22 protein-coding genes and 2 pseudogenes are annotated in these 23,516 nt (G+C 71.9%); 5 read left to right on the top strand and 19 right to left on the bottom strand.

Annotated features, from left to right (window positions below; translation table 11 throughout):
• Positions 1–47: 47 nt before the first annotated feature.
• From ACZ5Y0_RS07210 to ACZ5Y0_RS07130, 17 genes and pseudogenes are all read right to left on the bottom strand, one after another.
• Positions 48–1,433 carry an aspartate aminotransferase family protein gene (locus ACZ5Y0_RS07210; protein ID WP_469127622.1) on the bottom strand — a complete coding sequence of 462 codons (1,386 nt, stop codon included), beginning with the start codon at positions 1,431–1,433 and terminating at the stop codon, positions 48–50.
• A 101-nt stretch (positions 1,434–1,534) separates the two neighbouring features.
• Positions 1,535–1,659, bottom strand: a pseudogene (locus ACZ5Y0_RS07205) (flavodoxin-dependent (E)-4-hydroxy-3-methylbut-2-enyl-diphosphate synthase); the annotation flags it as partial.
• A 50-nt stretch (positions 1,660–1,709) separates the two neighbouring features.
• The gene (hpnH, locus tag ACZ5Y0_RS07200) at positions 1,710–2,732 is read right to left on the bottom strand and encodes an adenosyl-hopene transferase HpnH (RefSeq protein ID WP_469127621.1); all 1,023 of its coding nucleotides are present in this window, start codon (positions 2,730–2,732) and stop codon (positions 1,710–1,712) included.
• Between the two features lie 5 nt (positions 2,733–2,737).
• Positions 2,738–3,379, bottom strand: a complete 642-nt coding sequence (locus ACZ5Y0_RS07195) for a phosphorylase family protein (protein ID WP_469127620.1) — start codon at positions 3,377–3,379, stop codon at positions 2,738–2,740.
• Positions 3,379–5,391, bottom strand: a complete 2,013-nt coding sequence (gene shc, locus ACZ5Y0_RS07190) for a squalene--hopene cyclase (RefSeq protein ID WP_469127619.1) — start codon at positions 5,389–5,391, stop codon at positions 3,379–3,381. The genes ACZ5Y0_RS07195 and shc overlap by 1 nt, the downstream gene beginning before the upstream one ends.
• 119 nt (positions 5,392–5,510) lie before the next feature.
• Positions 5,511–6,575 carry a polyprenyl synthetase family protein gene (locus ACZ5Y0_RS07185; RefSeq protein WP_469128020.1) on the bottom strand — a complete coding sequence of 355 codons (1,065 nt, stop codon included), beginning with the start codon at positions 6,573–6,575 and terminating at the stop codon, positions 5,511–5,513.
• A 74-nt stretch (positions 6,576–6,649) separates the two neighbouring features.
• The gene (gene hpnE / locus ACZ5Y0_RS07180) at positions 6,650–8,170 is read right to left on the bottom strand and encodes a hydroxysqualene dehydroxylase HpnE (protein WP_469127618.1); all 1,521 of its coding nucleotides are present in this window, start codon (positions 8,168–8,170) and stop codon (positions 6,650–6,652) included.
• The gene (locus ACZ5Y0_RS07175) at positions 8,167–8,319 is read right to left on the bottom strand and encodes a DUF6380 family protein (protein WP_469127617.1); all 153 of its coding nucleotides are present in this window, start codon (positions 8,317–8,319) and stop codon (positions 8,167–8,169) included. The genes hpnE and ACZ5Y0_RS07175 overlap by 4 nt, the downstream gene beginning before the upstream one ends.
• The gene (hpnD, locus tag ACZ5Y0_RS07170) at positions 8,319–9,269 is read right to left on the bottom strand and encodes a presqualene diphosphate synthase HpnD (RefSeq protein WP_469127616.1); all 951 of its coding nucleotides are present in this window, start codon (positions 9,267–9,269) and stop codon (positions 8,319–8,321) included. Before hpnD ends, ACZ5Y0_RS07175 begins: the two co-directional genes overlap by 1 nt.
• Positions 9,266–10,159, bottom strand: a complete 894-nt coding sequence (gene hpnC / locus ACZ5Y0_RS07165) for a squalene synthase HpnC (protein WP_469127615.1) — start codon at positions 10,157–10,159, stop codon at positions 9,266–9,268. Before hpnC ends, hpnD begins: the two co-directional genes overlap by 4 nt.
• A gap of 359 nt (positions 10,160–10,518) precedes the next feature.
• Entirely contained in the window at positions 10,519–11,298 is a 780-nt protein-coding gene (locus ACZ5Y0_RS07160; protein WP_467516167.1) for an ABC transporter ATP-binding protein, read from the bottom strand.
• Positions 11,291–12,220 carry an ABC transporter permease gene (locus ACZ5Y0_RS07155; RefSeq protein WP_469127614.1) on the bottom strand — a complete coding sequence of 310 codons (930 nt, stop codon included), beginning with the start codon at positions 12,218–12,220 and terminating at the stop codon, positions 11,291–11,293. The genes ACZ5Y0_RS07160 and ACZ5Y0_RS07155 overlap by 8 nt, the downstream gene beginning before the upstream one ends.
• Positions 12,221–12,317: 97 nt before the next feature.
• Positions 12,318–13,199 (bottom strand): glycosyltransferase family 2 protein, encoded by an 882-nt coding sequence (locus tag ACZ5Y0_RS07150; protein WP_469128019.1) that lies wholly within the window; start codon positions 13,197–13,199, stop codon positions 12,318–12,320.
• An 8-nt stretch (positions 13,200–13,207) separates the two neighbouring features.
• On the bottom strand, positions 13,208–13,987 hold the full coding sequence (locus tag ACZ5Y0_RS07145) for a CDP-alcohol phosphatidyltransferase family protein (protein WP_469127613.1): 780 nt from the start codon (positions 13,985–13,987) through the stop codon (positions 13,208–13,210).
• On the bottom strand, positions 13,965–15,026 hold the full coding sequence (locus tag ACZ5Y0_RS07140; RefSeq protein WP_469127612.1) for an iron-containing alcohol dehydrogenase family protein: 1,062 nt from the start codon (positions 15,024–15,026) through the stop codon (positions 13,965–13,967). The genes ACZ5Y0_RS07145 and ACZ5Y0_RS07140 overlap by 23 nt, the downstream gene beginning before the upstream one ends.
• Positions 15,014–15,766 carry a phosphocholine cytidylyltransferase family protein gene (locus ACZ5Y0_RS07135; protein WP_469127611.1) on the bottom strand — a complete coding sequence of 251 codons (753 nt, stop codon included), beginning with the start codon at positions 15,764–15,766 and terminating at the stop codon, positions 15,014–15,016. The genes ACZ5Y0_RS07140 and ACZ5Y0_RS07135 overlap by 13 nt, the downstream gene beginning before the upstream one ends.
• Positions 15,763–17,556 (bottom strand): DUF5941 domain-containing protein, encoded by a 1,794-nt coding sequence (locus tag ACZ5Y0_RS07130; protein WP_469127610.1) that lies wholly within the window; start codon positions 17,554–17,556, stop codon positions 15,763–15,765. Before ACZ5Y0_RS07130 ends, ACZ5Y0_RS07135 begins: the two co-directional genes overlap by 4 nt.
• A 301-nt stretch (positions 17,557–17,857) precedes the next feature.
• Here ACZ5Y0_RS07130 and galE point away from each other — a divergent pair, with 301 nt between their 5' ends.
• The 3 genes from galE (at position 17,858) to idi (ending at position 20,693) form a co-directional block, all read left to right on the top strand.
• Positions 17,858–18,829: a UDP-glucose 4-epimerase GalE gene (galE, locus tag ACZ5Y0_RS07125; RefSeq protein ID WP_469127609.1), complete on the top strand. Its 972-nt coding sequence runs from the start codon at positions 17,858–17,860 to the stop codon at positions 18,827–18,829.
• A gap of 137 nt (positions 18,830–18,966) precedes the next feature.
• Positions 18,967–19,908, top strand: a complete 942-nt coding sequence (locus tag ACZ5Y0_RS07120; RefSeq protein WP_469127608.1) for a cation diffusion facilitator family transporter — start codon at positions 18,967–18,969, stop codon at positions 19,906–19,908.
• Between the two features lie 191 nt (positions 19,909–20,099).
• The gene (gene idi, locus ACZ5Y0_RS07115) at positions 20,100–20,693 is read left to right on the top strand and encodes an isopentenyl-diphosphate Delta-isomerase (RefSeq protein WP_469127607.1); all 594 of its coding nucleotides are present in this window, start codon (positions 20,100–20,102) and stop codon (positions 20,691–20,693) included.
• Positions 20,694–20,709: 16 nt separating this feature from the next.
• On the opposite strand, the gene ACZ5Y0_RS07110 is transcribed toward idi, so the two are convergent.
• Complete coding sequence (locus ACZ5Y0_RS07110; RefSeq protein ID WP_469128018.1) at positions 20,710–21,252, bottom strand: ATP-binding protein; 543 nt, start codon at positions 21,250–21,252, stop codon at positions 20,710–20,712.
• 343 nt (positions 21,253–21,595) lie between these two features.
• Between ACZ5Y0_RS07110 and ACZ5Y0_RS07105 the strand changes: the two genes are divergently transcribed.
• Positions 21,596–22,345 carry an enoyl-CoA hydratase/isomerase family protein gene (locus ACZ5Y0_RS07105; RefSeq protein ID WP_469127606.1) on the top strand — a complete coding sequence of 250 codons (750 nt, stop codon included), beginning with the start codon at positions 21,596–21,598 and terminating at the stop codon, positions 22,343–22,345.
• Positions 22,346–22,497: 152 nt separating this feature from the next.
• Here the strand turns inward: ACZ5Y0_RS07105 and ACZ5Y0_RS07100 are convergent.
• Positions 22,498–22,981: pseudogene (locus ACZ5Y0_RS07100) on the bottom strand (AraC family transcriptional regulator); the annotation flags it as partial.
• Positions 22,982–23,327: 346 nt separating this feature from the next.
• On the opposite strand from ACZ5Y0_RS07100, the gene ACZ5Y0_RS07095 reads away from it, so the two are divergent.
• Entirely contained in the window at positions 23,328–23,459 is a 132-nt protein-coding gene (locus ACZ5Y0_RS07095) for an LPFR motif small protein (RefSeq protein ID WP_469127605.1), read from the top strand.
• The last annotated feature ends 57 nt before the right edge of the window (positions 23,460–23,516 follow it).

The following is a 23,516-nucleotide window of genomic DNA, read 5'->3' as shown; positions in this document are numbered from 1 at the left end:
CGGCAAGTTGCTTGCCTCAGAGGCAAATCCGGGGCGGACGTGAACATCTACCGGTCGGCCACCGCCTGCTTGATCAGGGTCCGTCCGAAGTCCCAGACCAGCCCGCCACCGTTGTGCGCGTCGTCCATCACCTCGGTGAAGGCGTCGACGAACCGGTCCACCTCCCGCTCGCCCACGACCAGCGGCGGGATCAGCTTGATCACCTCCAGGTGGTCGCCGGACACCTGGGTGAGGATGCGGTGCCGCTGGAGCAGCGGGACGACCACCATCTGCGCGAACAGGCCCTTGCGGGCCGCCTGGAGCATGGTCCAGCGGCCGCGCAGCTTCAGCGACCGGGGCTTTCCGAACTCGATGCCGATCATCAGGCCCCGGCCGCGGACGTCGGCGAGCAGCTCGTACTTGTCGGTCAGCGCGGTCAGCCGCGCCTTCAGCAGCTCCCCCGTCACGCGGGCGCCCGCGACGATCTGCTCGTTCTCCATGACCGACAGCACGGCGAGGCCGGCAGCCATGGCCTGCGCGTTGGACCCGAAGCTCGCCGAGTGGACCAGCACCCGGTCCATGGACGAGTAGACCTTCCTGAAGATCCAGTCCTTCCCCAGCGTGGCCCCGACCGGCACATAGCCGCCGGACAGCGCCTTGGCGACGCAGACCAGGTCGGGTTCGACGCCCTCCTCGTGCTGGTAGGCGTAGAAGTCGCCGGTCCGCCCGAGGCCGGTCTGCACCTCGTCGGCGATGAGCAGCGCCTTGTGCCGACGCAGCAGTTCCTGGGCCGAGCGCAGATAGCCGGGCGGAGTCTCGTGCACCCCCTTGCCCTGGATCGGCTCGACGATCAGGGCGGCCACGTCGCCCTTCTTCAGCTCGCGCGCCAGCGCGTCGAGATCACCGAAGGGTACGGCGGTGTCGGGCAGCAGTGGCGCGAAGCCGTCCCGGAACCCGTCCTCGCCGTTGACCGACAGGGAGCCGGTGGTGAGTCCGTGGAAGGCGTGGTCGCAGTACAGGACCCTCGGCTTCCCGGTGGCGTACCGGGCGAACTTGAGCGCCGTCTCCACGGCCTCGGTCCCACTGTTGCCGAAGAAGACCCGGTCCAGGTGCGGACTGTGGGCCAGGAGCCTCTCGGCCAGCAGTCCGGGCAGCGGCTGGCAGTCGAAGCGGGTGAGGTCGGCGAGGGAGGCGTCGAGGACGTCGTGCAGCGCCTTGCGGACGACGGGGTGGTGGCGGCCCAGGCCCATCACCCCGAACCCGGCGAGCATGTCCAGGTAGTCGTTGCCGTCCGCGTCCCAGAAGTACGCGCCCTCGCCCCGCTCGTACACCTTGTCGAAGCCGATGGTGTGCAGCATGCGCGGCAGTTGAGGGTTGAGGTACCTGCCGTGCAGCTCGTAGCGTTCGGCTCCCCGCTCGGCCAGCAGCGCGCCGAGGTCGAACTCCGTGGTCATTCCGCTGTCTCCTTGACCGGGCCGCCGGTCGTCCCCGCGACGGGGCCGCCGGTCGTCTCCTTGAGGGGGCCGGACCGCCCGCGTCGCGGACGGCCCGGCTCGCGCTGATCCGTCCGCCCGATGCCGGACGGACGGGTCGTCGTCATCGACTGCACCGGCACCGGGGCCCCGCTCCCACCACCACCGGCCCGACCTGGATCCCCCGCGACACGCGCCGCGCGGCGATCGGCCGGACCGGTACCCCGGGGGACGTCCGGGGAGACGGCCGTCATGACGTCACTCCCGCGCCCCGGAGACCGTCTCGCGCAGGGCACGCAGCGACTCCTTGAGCGAGCCCATGGTCGCCAGTACGGCGGTGGGCTCGTAGCCGCAGTGCGCCATGCAGTTGGCGCAGCGCGGGTCCTTGCCTCGGCCGTACTTGTCCCAGTCGGTGTCCTCGATCAGCTCCCGGTACGTCGGCACGTAACCGTCGCTCATCAGGTAGCAGGGCCGCTGCCAGCCGAAGAGGGAGTAGTTCGGGATCGCCCACGCCGTGCAGGGGAAGTCGACCTTGCCCTCCAGGAAGTCCAGGAAGAGCGGCGAGTGGTTGAGACGCCAGCGGCGCCGGTTGCCCCCGGAGAAGGCCTTCTTGAACAGCTCGCGGGTCTGCTCCACCCCGAGGAAGTGCTCCTGGTCGGGTGCCTTCTCGTAGGCGTACGCGGGCGAGATCATCATCTCGTCGACCTTGAGGTCGTCGTTGAGGAAGTTGAGCACCTCGACGATGGTCTGCGGGGTGTCGGTGTTGAAGAACGTCGAGTTGGTGGTGACCCGGAAGCCGCGCCGCTTGGCCTCCTTGATCGCCTCGACCGCCTCGTCGAACACGCCCTCCTTGGCCACCGACTCGTCGTGCCGCTCGCGCAGCCCGTCGATGTGCACGGCGAACGCGAAGTAGGGCGACGGCGTGAACTTGTCCATCTTCTTGCGCATCAGCAGGGCGTTGGTGCAGAGGAAGACGAACTTCTTCCTCGCCACCAGCTGACGCACGATCTCGTGGATCTGAGGGTGCATCAGGGGCTCGCCACCGGCGATCGACACCATGGGCGCACCGGATTCGAGCACCGCCCCCACGGCCTGGGCGACCGGCATGCGCTGCTTGAGCACACCCGCCGGGTGCTGGATCTTGCCGCAGCCCTCGCACTTGAGGTTGCAGGCGTAGAGGGGCTCCAGCTCCACGATGAGCGGGAACTTCTCCCGCTTGCGGAGTTTCTGTTCGGCCAAGTATGTAGCGACCTTGACGGACTGGCGCAGCGGCATGGCCATCTGGCTCACCTCCGGGGGAGCAGCACATTGCGGTGCCATTCGAAAAATGCAGGCAGGACGGAACGAAGGACATGGAAAGCTGATATTCCACCGCGTACCGTGCCGATCCGGACGAGTTCGTGTTCAGGAGCGTCCACGACCACCCGGACGGCCGCAACGGGGCGTGGGCCCTGGCGCACGGCGCTCAGCAGCGTGGCCGCCGACTCCATGTCCACCGCGATCGCACCCGTGGCGAGCAGGTCGGACCGTTCCGGCCCGCGCACCACGTGGTCGGAACCGGTCAGGGGGCCGGTGTGGACGGTGCGCCCTGGCAGCGTGCGCACGAGTTCCTTGACGAGCAGGTCACTGTTCACGCACGGCACGGTGCCGAGCGGGTCGCGGGTCTCCTCGGCGACCACCAGGTCGCCGGGGTGCATGCCGGGGGCCAGTCCGGCGCAGAAGCCGGTGGCGAGCACGGCCGCCCCGCCGAGCACCGGGTCGGCGAGGACCCGGCTGACGGAACGCTCGGCAGCCCTGGGCCCCATGCCGGTGCGCAGCACCGTCACCGGCCCGCCGGCCCCGCCGCGGTCGCCCATGCGCAGGGCGAGGTGCTCGATGCCGAGCGCGCAGGCGATCAGCAGCGGGGCGGATGCGGGCTGCGCGTCCATCAGCTGCCCTCGGCCTCGACGGTAACCGGCGCCTTCGGGGCGCGGGGCTCACCGTGGACGTACCGGCCGAGCGCGGTCAGCGGGAAGACCTGCCGGTACAGGTGGTAGTTGATGGAGAAGTCCCAGGGGAAGCCGGTGCCGGTGAACTGGGGCTCGTCCCAGGAGCCGTCCTCGTGCTGGGTCTCGGCGAGCCAGGCGACGCCCCGCTCGACGGCCTCGGAGTCCTTCTCCCCGGCCGCGAGCAGCGCCATCAGCGCCCAGGCGGTCTGCGAGGCGGTCGAGGCGCCCCGGCCGCTCCAGCGAGTCGGGTCCTGGTAGGAACGCAGGTCCTCGCCCCAGCCGCCGTCGTCGTTCTGGACCCGCTCCAGCCAGGCGACCGCGCGCCGGATCGCCGGGTGCCGGGCGGGCAGTCCGGCGGCGGTGAGCGCGGGCACCACCGAGCCAGTGCCGTAGACGTAGTTGACGCCCCAACGCCCGAACCACGAGCCGTCCGGCTCCTGTTCGGCGAGCAGCCAGGTGATGCCGCGCCGGGTGCGCGGATCGTGGGAGAGTCCCTCGAACGCGAGCATCTCGACGACGTGCGCGGTGACGTCCGCCGACGGCGGGTCGATGACCTCGCCGAAGTCGCAGAACGGCAGCCGGTTGGGGAAGGGGCTGGTGTTGTCGACGTCGAAGGCGCCCCAGGCGCCGTTCTTCGACTGCATGCCGAGGTTCCAGCGCACCCCGCGTTCGATCGCCTTCTCCACCCGCTCCGGGTCGTGGTGGCGGACGCGGCGCAGCGCGAGGACCACCTCGGCGGTGTCGTCGATGTCGGGGTAGTTGTCGTTGTGGAACTCGAACGCCCACCCACCAGGCCCAAGTTGGGGACGTCGCACGGACCAGTCGCCGGGCCGCACGACCTGCTCGCCCAGCATCCAGTCGGCCGCCTTGACCAGTTGGGGGTGGTCGGCCGGCACCCCCGCGTCGGCCAGCGCGATGGTGGCCAGGCAGGTGTCCCACACCGGTGACTGGCAGGCCTCGATCATGCGGGCCCCGTCCTCGCGCCACACCGCGTACCGGTCCAGCGACTTCAGGCCCTCCCGCAGCACGGGGTGTTCGAGATCGTAGCCGAGCAGGTACAGGGCGATGATCGAGTAGACGGCCGGCGGCTGGATGCCGCCCCAGCAGCCGTCGTTCTCCTGCCGCTCGATGATCCAGCGAGCGGCGGAGTTCAGGGCGGCCTTGCGCAGCCTGCGCACCGCGACCGAGCGGTAGCCGCGCACCACCTTGTCCAGCCGCTGGAACAGCCCGTCCCAGCTGGTCACCGGCGCCGGCGGCCCGGGCGGGTTCGGGTCGGCCGGGTCGGTGTGCAGCTCGTCCAGCGCGAAGGGCGCCGGACGCACCGGACGCTTGGCCGAGACGACGGTGAGCGGCACGATGGTCTGCCGGGCCCAGCAGCCGAAGTTGTAGATGCTGAGCGGGAACCACTTCGGGAAGTACAGGAGTTCCGGCGGAAGTTCGGGCAGGTCCTCCCACTTCCACCAGCCGAACAACGCCAGCCAGATCCGGGTGAAGACCCGTGCGGCGGCGATCCCGCCCTGGTCCCGGACCCAGGCGGAGGCCCTCGCCATGTGCGGCGCCTCGGGATCGTCCCCGGCCAGCCGCAGGGCGACGTACGCCTCGATGGTGGCGGAGAGGTCTCCGGGTCCGCCGTGGAAGGTGGCCCAGGTGCCGTCCTCGCGCTGCTCGCCGCGGATGAAGAGGGCGGCGGCGCGGGTCGTCGACTCGTCGAGGACGTCCAGGAACTGACGGAGCAGCAGGTCCTCGGCGTCCATGGTGACGTTCGTCTCGAGGTCGCCCTTCCACCAGCCCTCGACGTCCTGCCGGGCGAGCAGGAAGTCGGTCGCGCGCCGCATCGCGCGCTGGGCGGCTTCTTGTACCCCGGCCGCCACGGGGGTGTCGATACGGATTTCGCTGGCCGCGGCAGCGCGGGGCGGGAGGGCCCCGGTGCTTCCGTCGGTCGTCGCTGTCATGGCTTCCCCTTCGTGCAGTGTGCATGTCGTTGCGTCTGCTGTGGGTCCGCCGTCGGCCGGTGCGTCTCTTCCCGCGCCACCGGCCGGCGACTAAGCGAGGGTTATGAGACCGATAGTGATCATCTCTTTCGTACGACGACGAAGTCGGCGAGCGCCGTGAACTGTTCCCGCACCCGCTCGGGCATGTCGACGGCGTTCAGGGCGTCGATGGCGATGGTGTGCTGACGGCGCGCCTCCTCGGTGGTCCACTCGCGGCCGCCGGCTTCCTCGATGAGCGCGGCGCGGGCCGCGAACTCCTCCTCGGAGAAGTCCTCGAAGTCGCTGCGCTTGGCGTCCGCGGCGAGCATCTCCCCGAGCCGCTCGGAGGCGGGGCCGCCGGCGTCGAGCGCGGCCACGACCGGCAGGGACTTCTTGCGCTGGCGCAGATCGCTCCAGGTCTGCTTGCCGGTGGCCTCCGGGTCGCCCCAGATGCCGAGGAGGTCGTCGACGGCCTGGAAGGCCAGGCCGAGGTGGTGACCGTACCGCTCCAGGGTGTCGGCGGTGTGCGCGTCCGCGCCGCCGAGTACGGCGCCGATGGAGCTGGCGCAGGCCAGCAGGGCGCCGGTCTTGTTGCCCTCCATCTCCAGGCACTCCTCGACGCTGACGCGGTCGCGGTGCTCGTAGGAGATGTCCTGAGCCTGCCCGTCGATCAGGGCGCGGGTGGCGGTGGTCAGCCGACGGGCGGCCCGGCCCGCCTCCACCGTGCCGAGTTCGAGCAGGACCTCGTTGCCGAGGGCGAACAGGGCGTCGCCGACCAGGATGGCCTGGGCGGGGCCGTGCACCTTCCAGACGGTGTCGCGGTGGCGGCGCTGCTCGTCGCCGTCCATCAGGTCGTCGTGCAGGAGCGAGAAGTTGTGGACCAGTTCGACGGCGACCGCGCCGGGCACGCCCACCTCGGGCGCGGCCCCGGTGACCTCGGCGGAGAGCACCGCGAGCGCGGGGCGCACGGCCTTGCCGCCGTCCCCGTCGGTCGGGTTGCCCTGGGCGTCGATCCAGCCGAAGTGGTAGGCGGCGACCGTGTCCATGGGAGACACCAGGCGGTCGACGGCCGCGCGCAGCACCGGTGTGGCCAGGGTCCGGCCGCGCTCCAGCAGTGCGGTCACGTCCACCGCGGTCCTCCGAGCGGCCGTCTCGGCCGGGGGCACAGTGGGCACAGTTTCTCCTCTTGTCGCGGTACCGGAGGGGGTGCGGGGGTGTGCCGCGCCGTGCTGATCGAACGTCACCGGGTCCCACCTCGCAGGGGAACACCGGGGCCCTCCGGTTCTCGGCCCGGGGTCCGGCCCGCGGCGCGGCCGCCGTCGGATGCGGCGTCCCCCGGGGGGATGTGGTGGGCCGCCTCGTCGAGGGCGAAGAGGCGGCGGGGGCGGGGCCGGTCCAGGGGGCCGAGGGCGGCGTCCGCCGCACTCACGCCGCTGCGGACCGCGCTCTCCATGGTCGCGGGCCACCCGGTGGCGGTCCACGCTCCGGCCAGGTACAGGCCGGGTGACTTGGTGCGGGCGCCGGGCCTGCGCAGTCCGACGCCGGGGGTGGGAGCGAAGGTGGCCGTGCGTTCGCGGGTCACGAAGAAGTCCCGCAGCGTGGCGCCGCGGGTTGCCGGCAGCAGCCGCTCCAGTTCGGGCAGATAGCGCTCGCGCAGTGCGGCGACGGGCGCGTCGATGTCGGCCTGCGCGGCGGACTGCGACAGGGCGAGGTACTGGCCCTCGCGCAGTCCGGAGGCGTCGGTGCGGTCGAACACCCACTGTACGGGGGTGCCGAGTGCGGCGAGGAAGGGAACGTCGAGCACCTTGCGGTCGTAGACGACGTGCACGTTCAGGATCGGCGCCGTCCCGATCTCCAGGAGACGCTCGGGGGCGTCGAGTGCCCCGTCCGGCAGCAGGTCGTGAGCCTCGCGCTGCGGTACGGCGAGCACGACGGCGTCCGCGCTGAGCGTCCGGCCGGGAACCCGGACCGTCCACGTGCCGTTGTCGTCGGCGGAGAGGGAGGTGACGCGGGTACGGACCTCGGTGCGCACGCCCGCGGAGTCGAGCGCCTTGCGGGCCAGCCGGTCGTGCAGTTCGCCCAGCGGGACATGGGCCCAGCCGATGTCGGCCGCGCCCGGGTCGGACAGCAGGCCGGTCTTGAACACCATCGCGGCCAGCGCCAGGGAGGTGTCGCCCGCCACCGCGTTGAGGGTGGCGATCCCGACCAGGTCCCACAGTGCCTCGACGGCGCGCGCCGACTGGCCGTGCGCGGTCAGCCAACTACCGAAGTCCTGGGCGTCCAGGGCCGGATCGGCGAGGTCGAGCCCCTTGAGCGCGAGCGCGGCCCGGCCGACGCCGGCACGTTCGGCGAGCGAGAGGTGGGGATACGTGGCGAGACTGCGGGCCAGGTGGAGGGGGACCGGCAGCGCGTCGCGCCGCAGTCTGCCGAGCCGTCGCCCCTCGGGCCGGGCGAGGTCGACGACGGGCACGTCGAGACGGTTCTGGAGCGGTGCCAGCGCCGCCCCCTCGATGCGGTCGAGGAACCAGCGGTAGGCGGTGCAGCAACGCAGGTAGACGTGCTGGCCGTTGTCGACGGTGAGCTCGCCGCGCCGGAACGAGAAGGCCAGGCCGCCGAGCCGGGGCCGGCCTTCGAGCAGGGTGACACGGACGCCCGCGTCGGCGAGCGCGAGCGCGGCGGTGATGCCGGCGAGCCCTCCGCCGATCACGACGGCGTCCCGGCCGGAGGTCTCCGGGACTGCGGAGCGTGGCTCGTCGCTCATCGTGAACCCTCCCCCGTGCGCCCACCGCTACCGTGGGAATCCGCACGGCCGGCCGTCGCAGTCAGGGACGCCGCGCCGCGGCGGAGGGTTGCCCGCCGTTCTTCCCCGGTACCGTCGCCCTGGTCCACTCTGTCGCCCCGTGGGTCCATCAGATCTGCCTCCTGCCGGCCAGCCGGGACACCTGGCGGGTGTCCAGACCGGAGAGTCCGCGGACGGCGACGTACGCCTTCTCCCGGCCGGGCAGGGAGACCCGGCCGCGCAGGACGGCCTCGGGGTCGCGCTCGATGCGGTCGAGGAGGCGGCGGTAGATACCGGCCATCGCGGCCACGCAGGCGCCGCTGCGGCGGTCGAGCAGCGGGAGCAGCCGGTAGCCCTCGGCGAAGAGGGCGCGGGCCCGTCGCACCTCGAAGTGCACGAGGCCCGCGAAGTCGGAGCCCTCCGGCGGCGTCGCCCCGTCGAACCCGGCCGAGCAGCCGAACTTGGCGAGATCGTCGGCGGGCAGATAGGTGCGCCCCCCGATGGCGTCCTCGCGGACGTCCCGGAGGATGTTGGTCAGCTGGAGGGCGAGGCCGAGGGTGTCGGCGTACTCCGGCGCCCGCTCGGCACCGCGCGCCCCCGGCTCCGTGCCGAACACGCCGAGGGAGAGCCGCCCGATGGCGCCCGCCACACACCGGCAGTACGCCTTCAGGTCGTCCCACGTCTCGTAGGTCTCGCCGCGGACGTCCATCAGGACGCCGTCGATCAGCTCGTCCAGGCCGCCGAGCGGGATCGGGAACGTCCGCGCGGCGTGCGCGAGGGCGACCGCGACGGGGTCGGTGTCGTCCTCCTCGACCTCACCCGCGCGGACCCGGGTGAGCAGCGCCCGTGTGTCCGCCAGCCGGGCTCCCTTGACCTCGCCGTCCAGCGCGCCGTCGCCGATGTCGTCGACGCGGCGCGAGAACGCGTACAGCGCCGACATCGCGCGCCGCTTGGCGGTGGGCAACAGCCGGATGCCGTAGGCGAAGTTGCGCGCCTGCTGTCCGGTGACGGTCTCGCAGTAGCCGTAGGCGGCGAGTACCGGTGCGGACACGGGTGTCGGAGAGTCCACGTTCCGGATCACCCCTCTCCTCGCAGGGTCACGCCCACCTCGCGCAGCAGCCGGAGCCTGCCGGGCTTGGGCGGGCCGGGAAGAACGTCGTGATGGGCGGCGGCGATCGCGTGGAGCGCCGCCCTTCCTCCCGCCACGAAGCCCGCGAGCAGCAGCCTGAGCCGGCCGTGGACGCTCCCCACGAGAGGGGCGCCTTCGTCCAGCAGGTCGTGGGCGCGCCGGGCCTCGAAGGCGACCAGGGCGCGCACCGACGCGCCCGCGGTGGCCGCGGCGAGATCCGCCTCCTGGACGTGAAAACGCTTCATGTCCGTGGCGGGAAGGTAGACACGGTCGCGGCCGAGGTCCTCGGCCACGTCCTGGAGGTGCTCGACGATCTGGAGCGCCGTGCAGATCGCGTCGGAGCGGCGGACGCGTTCGGGAGTCGCGGTGCCGGTGACGGCGAGGACCAGCCGGCCCACGGGGTTGGCGGACAGCTCGCAGTAGGCCAGCAGGTCGTCGTAGGTCTCGTACCGGGTGACGAGCTGGTCCTGGCGGTTGGCGGCGATCAGGCCGAGGAAGGGCTCGGGGGTGAGCGAGCGGCGGCGCACGGTCGGCTGGAGGCGGCGCAGCAGGGGGTGGCGGGGCGTGCCGTGGAAGACGCGCCGCAGGTCGTCCTCGAAGGCGTCGAGGAGGACCAGCCGGTCCTCGGCCTCGCCGGCCGGCACGCCGAGCAGGTGGGCGTCGACCCCGCCGGGCGCCAGGTCACCGTCGCCGATGTCGTCGACGAGGCGGGCGAATCCGTACACGGCGACCAGATCCTCGCGCCAGTCCCCGGGCAGGAAGAACGGGGCCACCGGGAAGTTCTCGTGGGCGGCTTTGGCGAGGGTGCCGCGCTCCGCGTCCGCGACGCTCGGCGGCGTCATCGTCGGCTGCCGGGAGCAGGGACGGCGCATGCTGCGTTGAGCTGGGGAGTTTCCATAGCCATTGCCGTCACATCTCCCGTTCTACACCGACAACCCGACACCCACTATTTCGGACACGCCGCCCGGCCGCCCGCGCGGCGGCGGTGTCCGAGGGCGTCGCGCGTTATCGCCCCACTTGACTCGATTCGGGACCGCTACAGCTTACGTTGTACGACGCAGCGAGGTCCGCGCGGGTGTCCCGCACATCACGACAACACACCGATCAGCGTCAAGATTCCTACGCCAGGCGGAAGTTGACACTTCTTTTGCAGACGCGGGGCCCCGCCGGAAGGTTCCGGCGGGGCCCCGACGGCACCGGGTCACTTCCCGGTGAACTTCTCGTACTCCCTGAGGACCTCTTCGGTCGGTCCGTCCATGCGCAGTTCTCCGCGTTCCAGCCACAGCACGCGGTCGCAGGTGTCGCGGATCGACTTGTTGCTGTGGCTGACCAGGAACACCGTCCCGGCCTGCCGGCGCAGCTCCCGGATGCGCTCCTCGGAGCGCTTGCGGAACTTCGCGTCGCCGGTGGCCAGCGCCTCGTCGATCATCAGCACGTCGTGGTCCTTGGCCGCTGCGATGGAGAACCGCAGTCGGGCCTGCATGCCGGAGGAGTAGGTGCGCATGGGCAGGGTGACGAAGTCGCCCTTCTCGTTGATGCCGGAGAAGTCGACGATCTCCTGGTAGCGCTCCTTGATCTGCTCTCGGGACATGCCCATGGCCAGTCCGCCGAGGACGATGTTGCGCTCGCCGGTGAGGTCGTTCATGAGGGCGGCGTTCACGCCGAGCAGGGAGGGCTGGCCGTCGGTGTAGACCTTGCCGCTCTCCGGCGGCAGCAGGCCGGCGATGGCACGCAGCAGCGTGGACTTGCCGGAGCCGTTGGAGCCGATCAGGCCGATGGCCTCGCCCCGGTGGGCGACGAAGGAGACGCCGCGCACCGCGTGCACCTTGCGCACGCCCCGGTCCTCGCTGCGCTTGACGATACGGCTGAGGGCGGCGGTGGCGCTGCCCTTGCCCGTCCGGGTGCCGTTGACGCGGTAGACGATGTGCACGTCGTCGGCGATGACGGTGGGGACCCGGGTGCCCGGCGCCTGGTCAGCCACGGCCGTACCTCTCCTCCGCCTGCCAGAAGTAGACGAAGCCGCCGATCGCGAACAGCGCGGCCCAGCCGCCGGCGACCGCCCACACGTGCTCGGGCAGGTTCTCGGCGCCGTACTCGTCGATGAGGGCGAAGCGCATCAGGTCCATGTAGATGGCGGCCGGGTTCCACTGGAGGACGTTGGCCACCCACTGCGGCTTCTCGGCGAGGAAGACGGGGATGGAGAACATGACGCCGGAGGCGTACATCCAGGTCCGCATGACGAACGGCATCAGCTGGGCGAGGTCCGGGGTCTTCGCGCCGGCCCGCGCGAAGATCAGCGCCAGCCCGGTGTTGAAGCAGAACTGGAGCACCAGCACCGGGACGATCAGGGCCCAGGAGGCGTCCGGGTAGCTGCCGAAGCCGATCACCACGAGGAACAGCACGATCATCGAATACAGCAGCTGCTGGAGCTGCTGGAGCGCGAAGGAGATCGGCAGCGAGGCCCGCGGGAAGTGCAGGGCGCGGACCAGGCCGAGGTTGCCGGAGATCGCGCGGACCCCGCTCATCACCGAGGACTGGGTGAAGGTGAAGACGAACACGCCCGTGACGAGGAACGGGATGTACACCTCCTTGGCCATGCCGCGGCTGGCGTTCAGGATCACGCCGAAGATCATGAAGTACACGGCGGCGTTCAGCAGCGGCGTGGCCACCTGCCACAGCTGGCCCAGCTTGGCCTGGCTGTACTGCGCGGTCAGCTTCGCCTGGGAGAAGGCCAGGATGAAGTGACGACGCCCCCAGAGCTGGCGGACGTACTCCCGCAGCGGGGGCCGGGCACCGCTCACGGCCAACCCGTGCCTGGCGGCCAGCTGTGCCGCCGTGAGGCCCTCGTCGGGCGACGGCGGCGCACTCACCGCGACTCCGCCGTCATGCGTTGTCTCACTCACCAGTAGGAAACTTTCGTCTTCGGGATGCGCGGCCTCGACCGGGCCGGCACGTGCCGGGGGGCCGCGGAACGGCCCGGGGCCCTCGGGGACGAGCTTGTCAGATGACGGGAGGCCGGCCCAGTCGGGTCAGCCGCCACACCGTACGCCACTTCATGGGCCTGCGCGGTCCGCACGAGGTGGTCCACCCTTCCCGGAAACCACCGAACCACGCCTTCAGGGCCGAGCGCGAGGGGCGGCGCACGAGAGTGAGCAACAGCCAGACGCCGAGATAGACCGGGACGAGGAGCGTGGGGAGGTTGCGGCGGGCCAGCCAGACCCGGTTGCGGGCGACCATGCGGTGGTAGACCGCGTGCCGCGAGGGAGCGGTCGTGGGGTGGTGCAGCACCATGTCGGACCGGTAGTCGATCATCCAGCCCGCGTCGAGGGCCCGCCATGCCAGGTCGGTTTCCTCGTGGGCGTAGAAGAATTCGTCCGGGAGCCCGCCGACCTCGGCGAGGACCTGGGTGCGCACCGCGTTGGCGCCGCCGAGGAAGGTGGTGACGCGGGAGGAGCGCATCGGGTCGGAGGCACGCAGCCGGGGCACGTGGCGGCGCTGGGTGACCCCGGTCTCGGGGTCGGCGATGCGGAAGCTGATGATGCCCAGCTCGGAGTCGGCCGCGAAGGCCTCGCGGCACAGCCGTGCGGTGTCGTGCCGGGCGAGCAGTCCGTCGTCGTCCAGGAACATCAGCACGTCGACGTCGCGGCCGCTGGGGCCGAAGGCCGCCGTGCCGACGTTGCGGCCGCCGGGGATGCCCAGGTTCTCGGGCAGTTCGACGGTGCGCACGTGCGCGGAGAACTCGCTGAGGTCGGGGACCGGGGAGCCGTTGCCCACCACGACGACCTCGACCGGGTCGCCGTCCTGCCTGGCGATCGATTCGATCAGGGCGCGCAGTTCCTCGGGACGGTTGCCCATGGTGATGATCACCGCGCCGACCTTCATGGGGGCGCTCACCGCAGCCTGCTGGACGCGAGGATGGACACCAGGTGCAGCACCGTCTGGAGCAGCGCGATACCGGCCAGTACGGCGACGCCGAGCCGGGAGAAGAAGAGGTCGCCGCGCGTCTGGTCCACGATCGCCAGCACCAGGATGAGCAGCGAGGCCTCGATGCCGAGGACCAGGCGGTGGAACTTGAGCGCGGCGGCGGCCCGGCGGGCCAGCGCCATGCCGGAGGAGCGCGGCTCGGACGCCGTCTCCTGGACCGGCGGCAGTCCGCCCTGGTGGCGGGCGACGCCGACGAGGTCGGTCTCCGCCTTGATCAGGATGGCGCCGAGCGCGGCCAGCGTGCCGAGGAAGGCCCACAGCCAGTCGATGCGCCCCGTGCCCCACAGGTCGGCGGCGCGCAGGCCGAAGCCGACGAGCACCGCGGCGTCGGTCAGATAGGCGCCGACCCGGTCCAGGTAGACGCCGCCGAGCGAGTACTGCTTCTTCCAGCGGGCGATCTCGCCGTCGACGCAGTCCAGCAGCAGGTACATCTGCACGCAGACGACGCCCAGCACCGCGCCCGTGATCCCCGGCACCAGCAGCGCCGGGGCCGCGAGCACGCCGAAGACGGTCATCAGGTACGTGAGCTGGTTGGGCGTGACCCTGGTGTTCACCAGGTAGCGGTCGACCCGCAGGGACACCTCACGCATGTAGAGGCGTCCCATCCAGTGCTCACCGCTGCGCCGGTCCTTCACCCCCGCGGGGTGGACGACCGGTCTGAGTTCAGCTACCGATGGCCTTGACATAGTCGGCGTAGGTGTCCTTGATCTGTTCGGTCTTGAGGTCGAGGTGTTCGAGGATCGTGTAACGGCCGGGGCGGGTCTGCGGGGCGTACTCCACGACCTTGACGAACTCCTCCGTCGTGAAGCCGATCTCGCCGGGCAGCACCGGCAGCCCGTGCCGGCGCAGGACCTCGGCCATGTACGCCGACTCCTCGTGGGCGCCGCGCAGGTACATCGCGAAGGCCGCGCCCAGGCCGCACTGCTCGCCGTGGGCGGCGGCGCGCCTGGGGTAGAGCAGGTCGAAGGCGTGGTTGATCTCGTGGCAGGCGCCGGAGGACGGGCGGGAGTCGCCGGACACCGACATCGCGATGCCGCTGAGGACGAGCGCCTCGGCGAGCACCTGGAGGAAGCCGGTGTCGCCGATGCCGCCCGGGTGCCTGAGGACGGCCTCGCCGGCCTGCCGGGCGATCGCGGCGGCGAGGCCGTCGATCTTCTCGCCCTTGACGCGGTGGGCGAGCTCCCAGTCGGCGATCGCGGAGATGTTGGAGACGGCGTCACCGATGCCGGCCCGTACGTAGCGCACCGGCGCGTCGCGGATGACGTCCAGGTCGATCACGACGGCGATCGGGTTGGGCACACCGTAGGAACCGCGGCCCGCGTCGTTGTCGAGGGTGGCGACCGGCGAGCACAGGCCGTCGTGCGCGAGGTTCGTCGGTACGGCGACGAGCGGGAGGCCGACCCGTGCCGCGGCGAACTTGGCGCAGTCGATGATCTTGCCGCCGCCCAGGCCCACGACGGCGTCGTAGTGGCCGGCCTTTATGTCACCGGCGAGCCGCACGGCGTCGTCGAGGGTGCCGCCGCCCACCTCGTACCAGGTGGCGCCGGGCAGGGCGGGGGTGAGGCGCTCGCGCAGCCGGGCACCCGAGCCGCCGCTGACGGCGATCGCGAGCTTGCCGGAGTGCGAGATGCGCTCGTCGGCGAGGACCCCCACGAGGTCGTCGAGGGCACCCGGACGGATGTCGACGACGACCGGCGAGGGGATCAGCCGGGTCAGTACTGGCACGCGATCTCCCGTCCACGGGCGAGATCGTCGTGGTTGTCGATCTCGACCCAGCTGACGTCGCCGATCGGGGCCACGTCGATCCGGAAGCCGCGGTTCACCAGTTCCTGGTAGCCGTGCTCGTAGAACTGCTGGGGGTCGGTCTCCCACACGGTCTTCAGCGCGTCGGCCAGTTCGGGAGCGGCGTCGCCCTCGATGAGAGTGACGCCGATGTACTCGCCGGTGGCCTCGGCGGGGTCCATCAGCTTGGTGATCTTCGTCATGCCCTTGTCGGGGTCGACGACGACCTTCATCTCCTCGTCCGCGAGGGACTTCACGGTGTCGAGGGCGAGAATGATCTTCTTGCCGTCGCCGCGGGCGGCGAGCAGCGTCCTCTCCACGGAGACCGGGTGCACCGTGTCGCCGTTGGCGAGGATCACCCCGTCCTTGAGGGCGTCACGCCCGCACCACAGGGAGTAGGCGTTGTTCCACTCCTCGGCCTTGTCGTTGTCGATGAGGGTCAGCTTGAGGCCGTACTTCGCCTCCAGGGCCGCCCTGCGCTCGTACACGGCTTCCTTGCGGTAGCCGACGATGACCGCGACCTCGGTCAGACCGATCTCGGCGAAGTTGCCGAGGGTCAGGTCCAGCACCGTGGGTTCGCCCTCTATGCCCGCGGGCCCCACCGGCACCAGCGCCTTCGGCAGGCTGTCGGTGTAGGGGCGCAGACGCCGTCCGGCGCCGGCCGCCAGCACGAGGCCGATCATGCGGGTTCTCCTTCATCGTGTACGGCTGGGGCCCCTGCGGAGACCCAGAAGCGGATGCTCTCGGCGAGCACCACGAGGGCGACGGCCACGGCGAGGACCGTGAGCGCGACGGTGAACTGCCGGGCGGTGAGTACGGCGGCCAGGACGGCCACGAGCAGCGTCCGCCCCTCCTGCCCCCCGACGGCGCGCACCAGCCAGGCAGGCGGCGCTCCGGCGTTGCCGCGGATGCGGTACACCGTGTCGTAGTGATGGTAGGCGACGGCGGCCACCAGCCCGAAAGCCGCCGGTAGCGCTCCGTTCACGTCCGCCTTCGCCGCGAGGATCAGCACCGTGCCGTACTCGGCGGCGCGGAAGAGCGGCGGGACGAGCCAGTCGAGGGCGCCCTTGAGGGGGCGGGCGACGGCTTCACCGGACACCAGCGCGTAGACGACGGCACCCAGGACGACAAGCCGGCCGGCCCCGTGGAGCCAGGCCCCGAGCAGCAGGAAGGCCGCCCCGGAGGCGACCCAGACGATCGGCGGGAGGAAGCGGGTGGGCGGCAGGACGCGGGCGAGCAGGACGGCCACGGGCCCGCTGTCCGCGAGGTCGGCCAGGGCCAGTGCGGCCCGGTCCGTGCGCCTGGCCTTACGGGTCAGGGAGCGCAGGACGCGGCCCGCCGTCGTGTACGTCGCGGCGAAGGCACAGCCGACGAGAAGGGCGTAGAAGGTGATGCGCGGGGTGGTGGCCGCGGTGAGGACGGCGATCATGGCCCATCGTTCGCCGATGGGCAGCACTATCATCCGGCGCACCCAGACCGTCCAGCCGACGCTGTCCAGCTTGCCCGAGAGGGCGGCGGTGGGGCTGGTGTTGGCGGTGGCGTCGTGGTTGGCCTCGTTGAAGGAGAAGTCCACGACGTGCCGGCAGGTCTGCAGAACCATCGCGCCGAGGGCCAGCGCCCAGACGTCGTCACCGCCGCGGGCCGCTCCGAGGGCGAGGCCGGCGTAGTAGGCGTACTCCTTGGCCCGGTCGAAGGTGGCGTCGAGCCAGGCGCCGAGGGTGGAGTACTGGAGGGAGTAGCGGGCGAGCTGGCCGTCGGCGCAGTCCAGGACGAAGGAGAGGAGGAGCAGCAGCCCGGCGGCGATGTATCCGCCGCGGGTGCCGGTGGCCGCGCAGCCCGCCGCGATCAGCGCGGTGATCAGCGAGGCGGTGGTGACCTGGTTGGGGGTCAGTCCCCGGCGGGCGCACCAGCGGGCGAGGTAGCGCGAGTAGGGGCTGATGCAGAACGTGGTGAAGAAGCCGTCGCGGGCCTTCACGGCCGACTTCAGGCGTACGGCCTCGTCGTCGACGGCGCCGACGGCCTGCCGTGCCTCGTTGCGGGACTGGGGGTCGGCGGGGACCGCGGCGACCAGGCTGCCCAGCTCGGGCCGGTGGACCTCGCTGCCGTCGGCGTCGAGGGCGGTGGCGATGCGGTCGGCGAGGCTGTCCACGGCGAGCGCGGTGCCGCCGCTCGCGGAGTTCTCGCGGGCCATGGCGCGGGTCAGTGCCTGGCGGCCGGCCGGCTGCGCGGTGACGGCGCCCGGCACCGCGGCGAGCGGGAAGCGGGGGTCGGTCAGGCCCAGGCGCAGCGCGTGCTGATGGCCCACGAAGCGGGTGTCGACGACGGCGACCCGCTGGTCGCCCGGGACGGCGGCGAGAAGCGTCTCCGCGTCGGCGGCATCGGCGGCGGTCCGGACGTCGAAGCCGAGGGACCGCAGGTCTTCCTCGATCGACGAACCGGGGACCGGCTGACCGGTGAGGATGGCGGTCGACAACCGAACTCACTCCCTGGGTCCCGGCGCGTGCGCGCCGGTCTTCTGCATGGTGGGCTCTGCGTGGCGGGCACCCCTGGACGGCACCGGTGAGGGCACCGGGCGCGCGGCGTTCGGCAGAGGCTATCGGATGCCCGGAAGGCCGTGTTCACCGGCCGTTCAGGTCCGATCCACACGCTCCGGACCGGCCTTCGCCGAGATCATCATGTGCGATCGGCGGCCCCGCCGACAAACCGCGCTCCCGCACGGCAGACATCCGGGACATTGCGCACGGACCCACGGCCTCGGCATAGGGTGGGCGGCCATGACGTGGCTGATCACCGGCGGGGCCGGATACATAGGGGCACATGTGGCGCGGGCCATGACCGGCGCCGGCGAGCGCGTCGTCGTACTGGACGACCTGTCGGCCGGTGTCCCCGCGCGGCTGCCGGCGGAGGTGCCGCTGGTGGCGGGCTCGGCGCTCGACGCCGGCCTGCTCCAGCGCGTCCTGGCCGAGCACGCGGTGACCGGGGTGGTGCACCTGGCGGCGCGCAAGCAGGTCGCCGAGTCGGTGGCGCGGCCCACGCGCTACTACCGGGAGAACGTCGGAGGTCTGGCCACCCTGCTCGAGGCGGTCGCCGAGGCCGGTGTCCGGCGCTTCCTGTTCTCCTCGTCCGCCGCCGTCTACGGCAACCCGGGCGTGGACCTGATCACGGAGGACACCCCCTGCGCCCCGGTCAACCCGTACGGCGAGACCAAGCTCGCCGGGGAGTGGCTGGTGCGGGCGGCGGGCGAGGCGCACGGCATCGCGACCACGTGCCTGCGCTACTTCAACGTGGCCGGGGCGGCCGAGCCCGAGCTGGCGGACACCGGCGTCTTCAACATCGTCCCGATGGTCTTCGACCGGCTCACGCGCGACGAGGCCCCGCGGATCTTCGGTGACGACTATCCGACGCCGGACGGCACCTGTGTGCGGGACTACATCCACGTCGCCGACCTGGCCGAGGCGCATCTCGCGGCGGCCCGGCGGCTCGCCGAGCCGGACGCGAGCGGCGATCTGACGGTGAACATCGGCCGGGGCGAGGGCGTCTCGGTGCGCGAGCTGGTCACGCTGATCGGTGAGGTCACCGGCGACAGCCGGCCGGCCGTGGTCGAGGGACGACGCCCCGGCGACGCGCCGCGCGCGGTGGCGTCGGCGGCGCTGGCGGCCCGGGAGCTGGGCTGGAGCGCGTCGCGGGGGATGCGCGAGATGGTCGGTTCGGCCTGGCGGGGCTGGCAGTTGCACCACGGCGGGTGAGCCGTCCGCAGGCGTCTGACCTGCCGTTCGTTTCCGCAGGTCAGGGCATATGACAACGGTGTTCAGTGCCGCGTTGCCGGATACCCCCCACCCGTAGTTCACTGGGGTCCCGGGCGGATCACAGGAGGCTGTTTCTCATGGGGGCTGGGCACGATCACGGCCACGGTCACACGCACGCGCCGGCCACGGGTACGGCCGCGGCGGCGTACCGCGGAAGGCTGCGGGCCGCACTGTCGATCACGCTGACCGTCATGGTGGTGGAGATCGTCGGCGGTGTGCTCGCCGACTCCCTCGCCCTGGTCGCCGACGCGGCGCACATGGCGACCGACGCGCTGGGCCTGGGCATGGCACTGCTCGCCATCCACTTCGCGGGCCGCCCGCCGTCCGGCAACCGCACCTTCGGGTACGCCCGCGCCGAGATCCTGGCCGCCCTCGCCAACTGTCTGCTGCTGCTGGGCGTGGGCGGTTACGTCGTGTACGAGGCCGTGCAGCGGTTCTTCACGCCGGCCCCGACCGAGGGCGCCCTGATGATCGTGTTCGGTGGGATCGGCCTGGTCGCCAACATGGTCTCGCTGACGCTGCTGATGCGCGGGCAGGCGGACAGCCTCAACGTGCGCGGCGCGTTCCTCGAGGTGGCGGCGGACGCGCTGGGCTCGGTCGCGGTGCTGCTGTCGGCGGTGGTGATCCTGACGACGGGCTGGCAGGCCGCCGACCCGGTCGCCTCGCTCGTCATCGGCCTCATGATCGTCCCGCGGACGGTGAAGCTGCTGCGCGAGACGCTGGACGTGCTGCTCGAGGCGGCTCCGAAGGGGGTCGACATGGCCGAGGTGCGCACCCACCTGGTCGCCCTGGACGGCGTGGAGGACGTGCACGACCTGCACGCCTGGACGATCACCTCCGGGATGCCGGTGCTGTCGGCACACGTGGTGGTGCGCTCGGACGTGCTGGACGCGATCGGCCACGAGAAGATGCTGCACGAACTCCAGGGCTGCCTGGGCGATCACTTCGACGTGGCGCACTGCACCTTCCAGCTGGAGCCGGGCGGGCACGCGGAGCACGAGGCGCGGCTGTGCCACTGATCGCCGGCGCGGCACGGCGTTCGCACACCCGTTCCTGACGGTTCCGTGCCCGCGGCACCGGGCAAGATCACTTACCGGACGCCTTTTCCGGCGATGCCGGCGGCGGGACATGCGGGCGTTCGTACGGAAGTGCCGGGAGCACCGTGCACGTGCGGCAGACTGGGGCGCGAGGACCGATGTTAAGGATGGGTATGCCGATCACACCTGCCACCGCGACGAACGGCTCGTCGAACGGCACCGCGGACGCGATTTTGCTGGAACTGGTCGATGAGGACGGCGTGACCATCGGCACCGCGGAGAAGCTCGCGGCCCATCAGGCGCCGGGGCGGCTGCACCGGGCGTTCTCGGTGTTCCTCTTCGACGAGCGGGGCCGGCTGCTGCTCCAGCGGCGGGCGCTCGGCAAATACCACTCCCCCGGCGTCTGGTCCAACACCTGCTGCGGTCACCCCTATCCGGGTGAGGGGCCGTTCGCGGCGGCCGCGCGGCGCACCTTCGAGGAGCTGGGAGTGTCCCCCTCGCTGATGGCGGAGGCGGGCACGGTCCGCTACAACCACCCGGACCCGGCCTCGGGCCTGGTGGAGCAGGAGTACAACCACCTGTTCGTGGGGATGGTGCAGTCCGCGCTGCGGCCGGACCCGGAAGAGGTGGGCGACACCGTCTTCGTGACGCCCGCCGAGCTGGCGGAGCGGCACGCGCGGGACGTGTTCTCGTCCTGGTTCATGACCGTGCTGGACGCGGCCAGGCCGGCGGTACGGGAGCTGACGGGCCCCTCGGCCGGCTGGTGAACCGCCGGCCGGCGAACTAGCGCGGTCCCGCGGGCTTGAGCGGCAGGGCGGCCCAGATCACCTTGCCGCCGCCCGAGGTGTGTTCGACGTCGCACACCCCGCCCGCCTCCCGGGTGATCTCCCGTACCAGCAGCAGCCCCCGGCCGCCCGTCCGGCCGTGGTCGGCCTCCAGGGCGGTCGGGCGGTAGGGGTGGTTGTCCTCCACGGACACCCGCACCCACTCGGCCCCCACGGCCACCTCCACCGCGAGCATCGGCGACAGCAGCGCAGCGTGCCGCACGGCGTTGGTCACCAGCTCGGAGACGATCAGCAACAGGCCCTGGACCAGGTCGTCCGAGACGGGCACCCCCTGCCGGTGCAGCAGGTCCCGCACGGCGTGTCGGGCCTGCGGGACCGAGGCGTCCTCGGCGGGCGCGGTGAACCGCCAGACACCTTCGTACGGCAGCGGTCGGGGCGGCTGGTGCGGCCCTCTGTCGGCCGGGGACGCCTCCGGCGTCTCGGGAGGTGTCCCCGCGTCACCCTCGGGGCGTGGGCCGGGCTCGCGCCCGTGGTTCTCCATCGTCCGGTCGCCGTCCTTGCGCTCGATTGTCACCACACGTCGAGTGTTGGTAACGCCGCGCTTCCCGCCTGATAACTGAACAGAAGTCAGCCCATATCGAGCGTTTCCGACCGCCGGAGTCGCCGAATGCCAGGGGTGCGCCCACTTCTGGCTCGCCCGTGCCGCCTTCGCGCACTCTTCGGGTTGTACGCGTCGGGCCGTGCGCTCGTCCCGCTCGGGGGCCGCGTCGACACGTCTTTCGGCACCTCCTCGTAGCGCCCGCCCCACGTCCCTCCGCGTCGATGCCGTGACGCTCGCCGGCCGGCTTGATCGTGTGCACGGCCGGACGGTTAGCATCCGGGCCATGGAGCCCGAACTGCTGCACGGTGTCACCGACGCTGTCGCCACCGTCGTCCTGCACCATCCGGCCAAGCGCAACGCCATGACGGCCGCGATGTGGCGGGCGCTGCCGCCGCTGCTGGAGAAGCTGGCCGCCGATCCCGCCGTAGGGGCCCTGGTACTGACCGGCGCGGGCGGCACCTTCTGCGCGGGGGCCGACATCTCCACCCTGCGGGGCTCGCCGGCCGAGGCCCAGGCACTGGCCGTGCGGGCCGAGGAGGCCCTCGCCGCCTTCCCCAAGCCGACGCTGGCCGCGGTGAAGGGGCACTGCGTGGGTGGCGGCGCGCAGCTCGCGGCCGCCTGCGACCTGCGGTTCGCCGAGGAGGGGGCGCTGTTCGGGGTGACGCCGGCCAAGCTCGGGATCGTCTACCCGTCCTCCGCCACCCGGCGGCTGGTGGCGCTGGTGGGTCCGGCCACCGCCAAGTACCTGCTGTTCTCCGGCGAGCTGATCGACACGGAGCGGGCGCTGCGCACGGGTCTGGTGGACGAGGTGCGGCCGGCCGGCGAACTCGACGAAAGGGTCGCGCAGTTCACCCGTGTCCTGGTGTCCCGGTCACGGCTGACGCAGGCCGCGGCGAAGGAGTTCGCCGACGGACGCACGGACCGCGACGCCCACTGGACGGCGCAGGCGCGGGCAGGCGGCGACACCGCGGAGGGGGTCGCCGCCTTCCTGGAGCGCAGAGAGCCGCGCTTCACCTGGACTACGTCAGGGTGAACCGGTGGACTACGTCAGGGTGAACCGGCTCGCGGCACGGAACTCCTCCACGAGGTGTGCCGGTGCCTTGTCCGGTGACCCGGCGTCGTAGGGCGGCCGCGGGTCGTACTCGGTCAGCAGTTGGACGGCCTGGGCGTGTTCGTCGCCGGCGATCCGGCGGAGACACCGGCCGAGGTGGAGACGTGCCCGTCGCGCACATAGACGGGGTCGGCCTCGACCTCGATCGCCGGGTGGTCCCGGGCGATGGTTTCAGTACGCCCAGTGGGTGGTGGCGCGGCGGCCGTCCAGCAGTCCCGCCTGCGCCAGCAGGATCGCGCCGGTGCACACGGAGACCAGGCGTTCCGCACGCGGGCCGTGCTCGCGCAGCCAGTCGGTCAGCCGCGGGTCGGGCGTGCGGGTGCCCTGCCCGCCCGGCACGAGGAGGGTGTGCGGGCCGGGCGCGTCGGCGAGGGCAGTGTCGGGTACGAGGGTCAGGCCGCTGGAGGTGCGCACGGCACCGCCGTCCAGAGAGGCGGTCCGGACGCGGTACGTGCCCGGCGTGAGCGTGTCGGCCCCGGCGAAGACCTCCACGGGGCCGGTGACGTCGAGGCTCTGGACATCGTCGAAGAGGACGACGAGAACGGTTCGCTGGGCCATGCGGTCGATTCTTCGCGGGCCGCCCCGTGGCCGCAACGACGAGTCCCCACCTTTTCCGCCATGCGCGGCCGCCCGCGCACGGCGGACCGCCGGGGAGGCTCTCGACGGCATGGCGTGCGGTCCCCGTCGTGCGGGTGACGCGAGCGCACGGCCCGCGCCGCCGCCTCGCACGTGTCGGCCGACGCCGGGGCCGGCGCCCCCTGCCCCACGCTGGGCACGGTCCCGGACAAAGAGCGGGAAAACGCCCTGGCAGCCGGGGACCAGGGAACCCGCAGGCGCATGATCGGCCGCCGGCGAGGTATCCGGACAGCCCGGCCGTTCGGCCGGAGGACGAAAGGAGAACTCCGTGTTCCGTGCCATCGCAGACGTACTGCGTCAGATCGGCGGTGCGATCGCCACCGTGGTGACCCTGCCCTTCCGGGCTCTTGCCCGGCTGTTCGGCGGGGCCTCCTCCAGCACGCGGCGCGGCACGTCCTGAGGGCCGGCCCGGACGCGCCCTGATCCCCGGGTGTCGGTGCCGCCTGCCACAATTGCC

It is taken from the genome of Streptomyces sp. NPDC033216 (genome assembly GCF_055577115.1).
The sequence above is the reverse complement of the archived record's forward strand: the minus strand, read 5'-3'. Positions and strand labels throughout refer to the sequence as shown.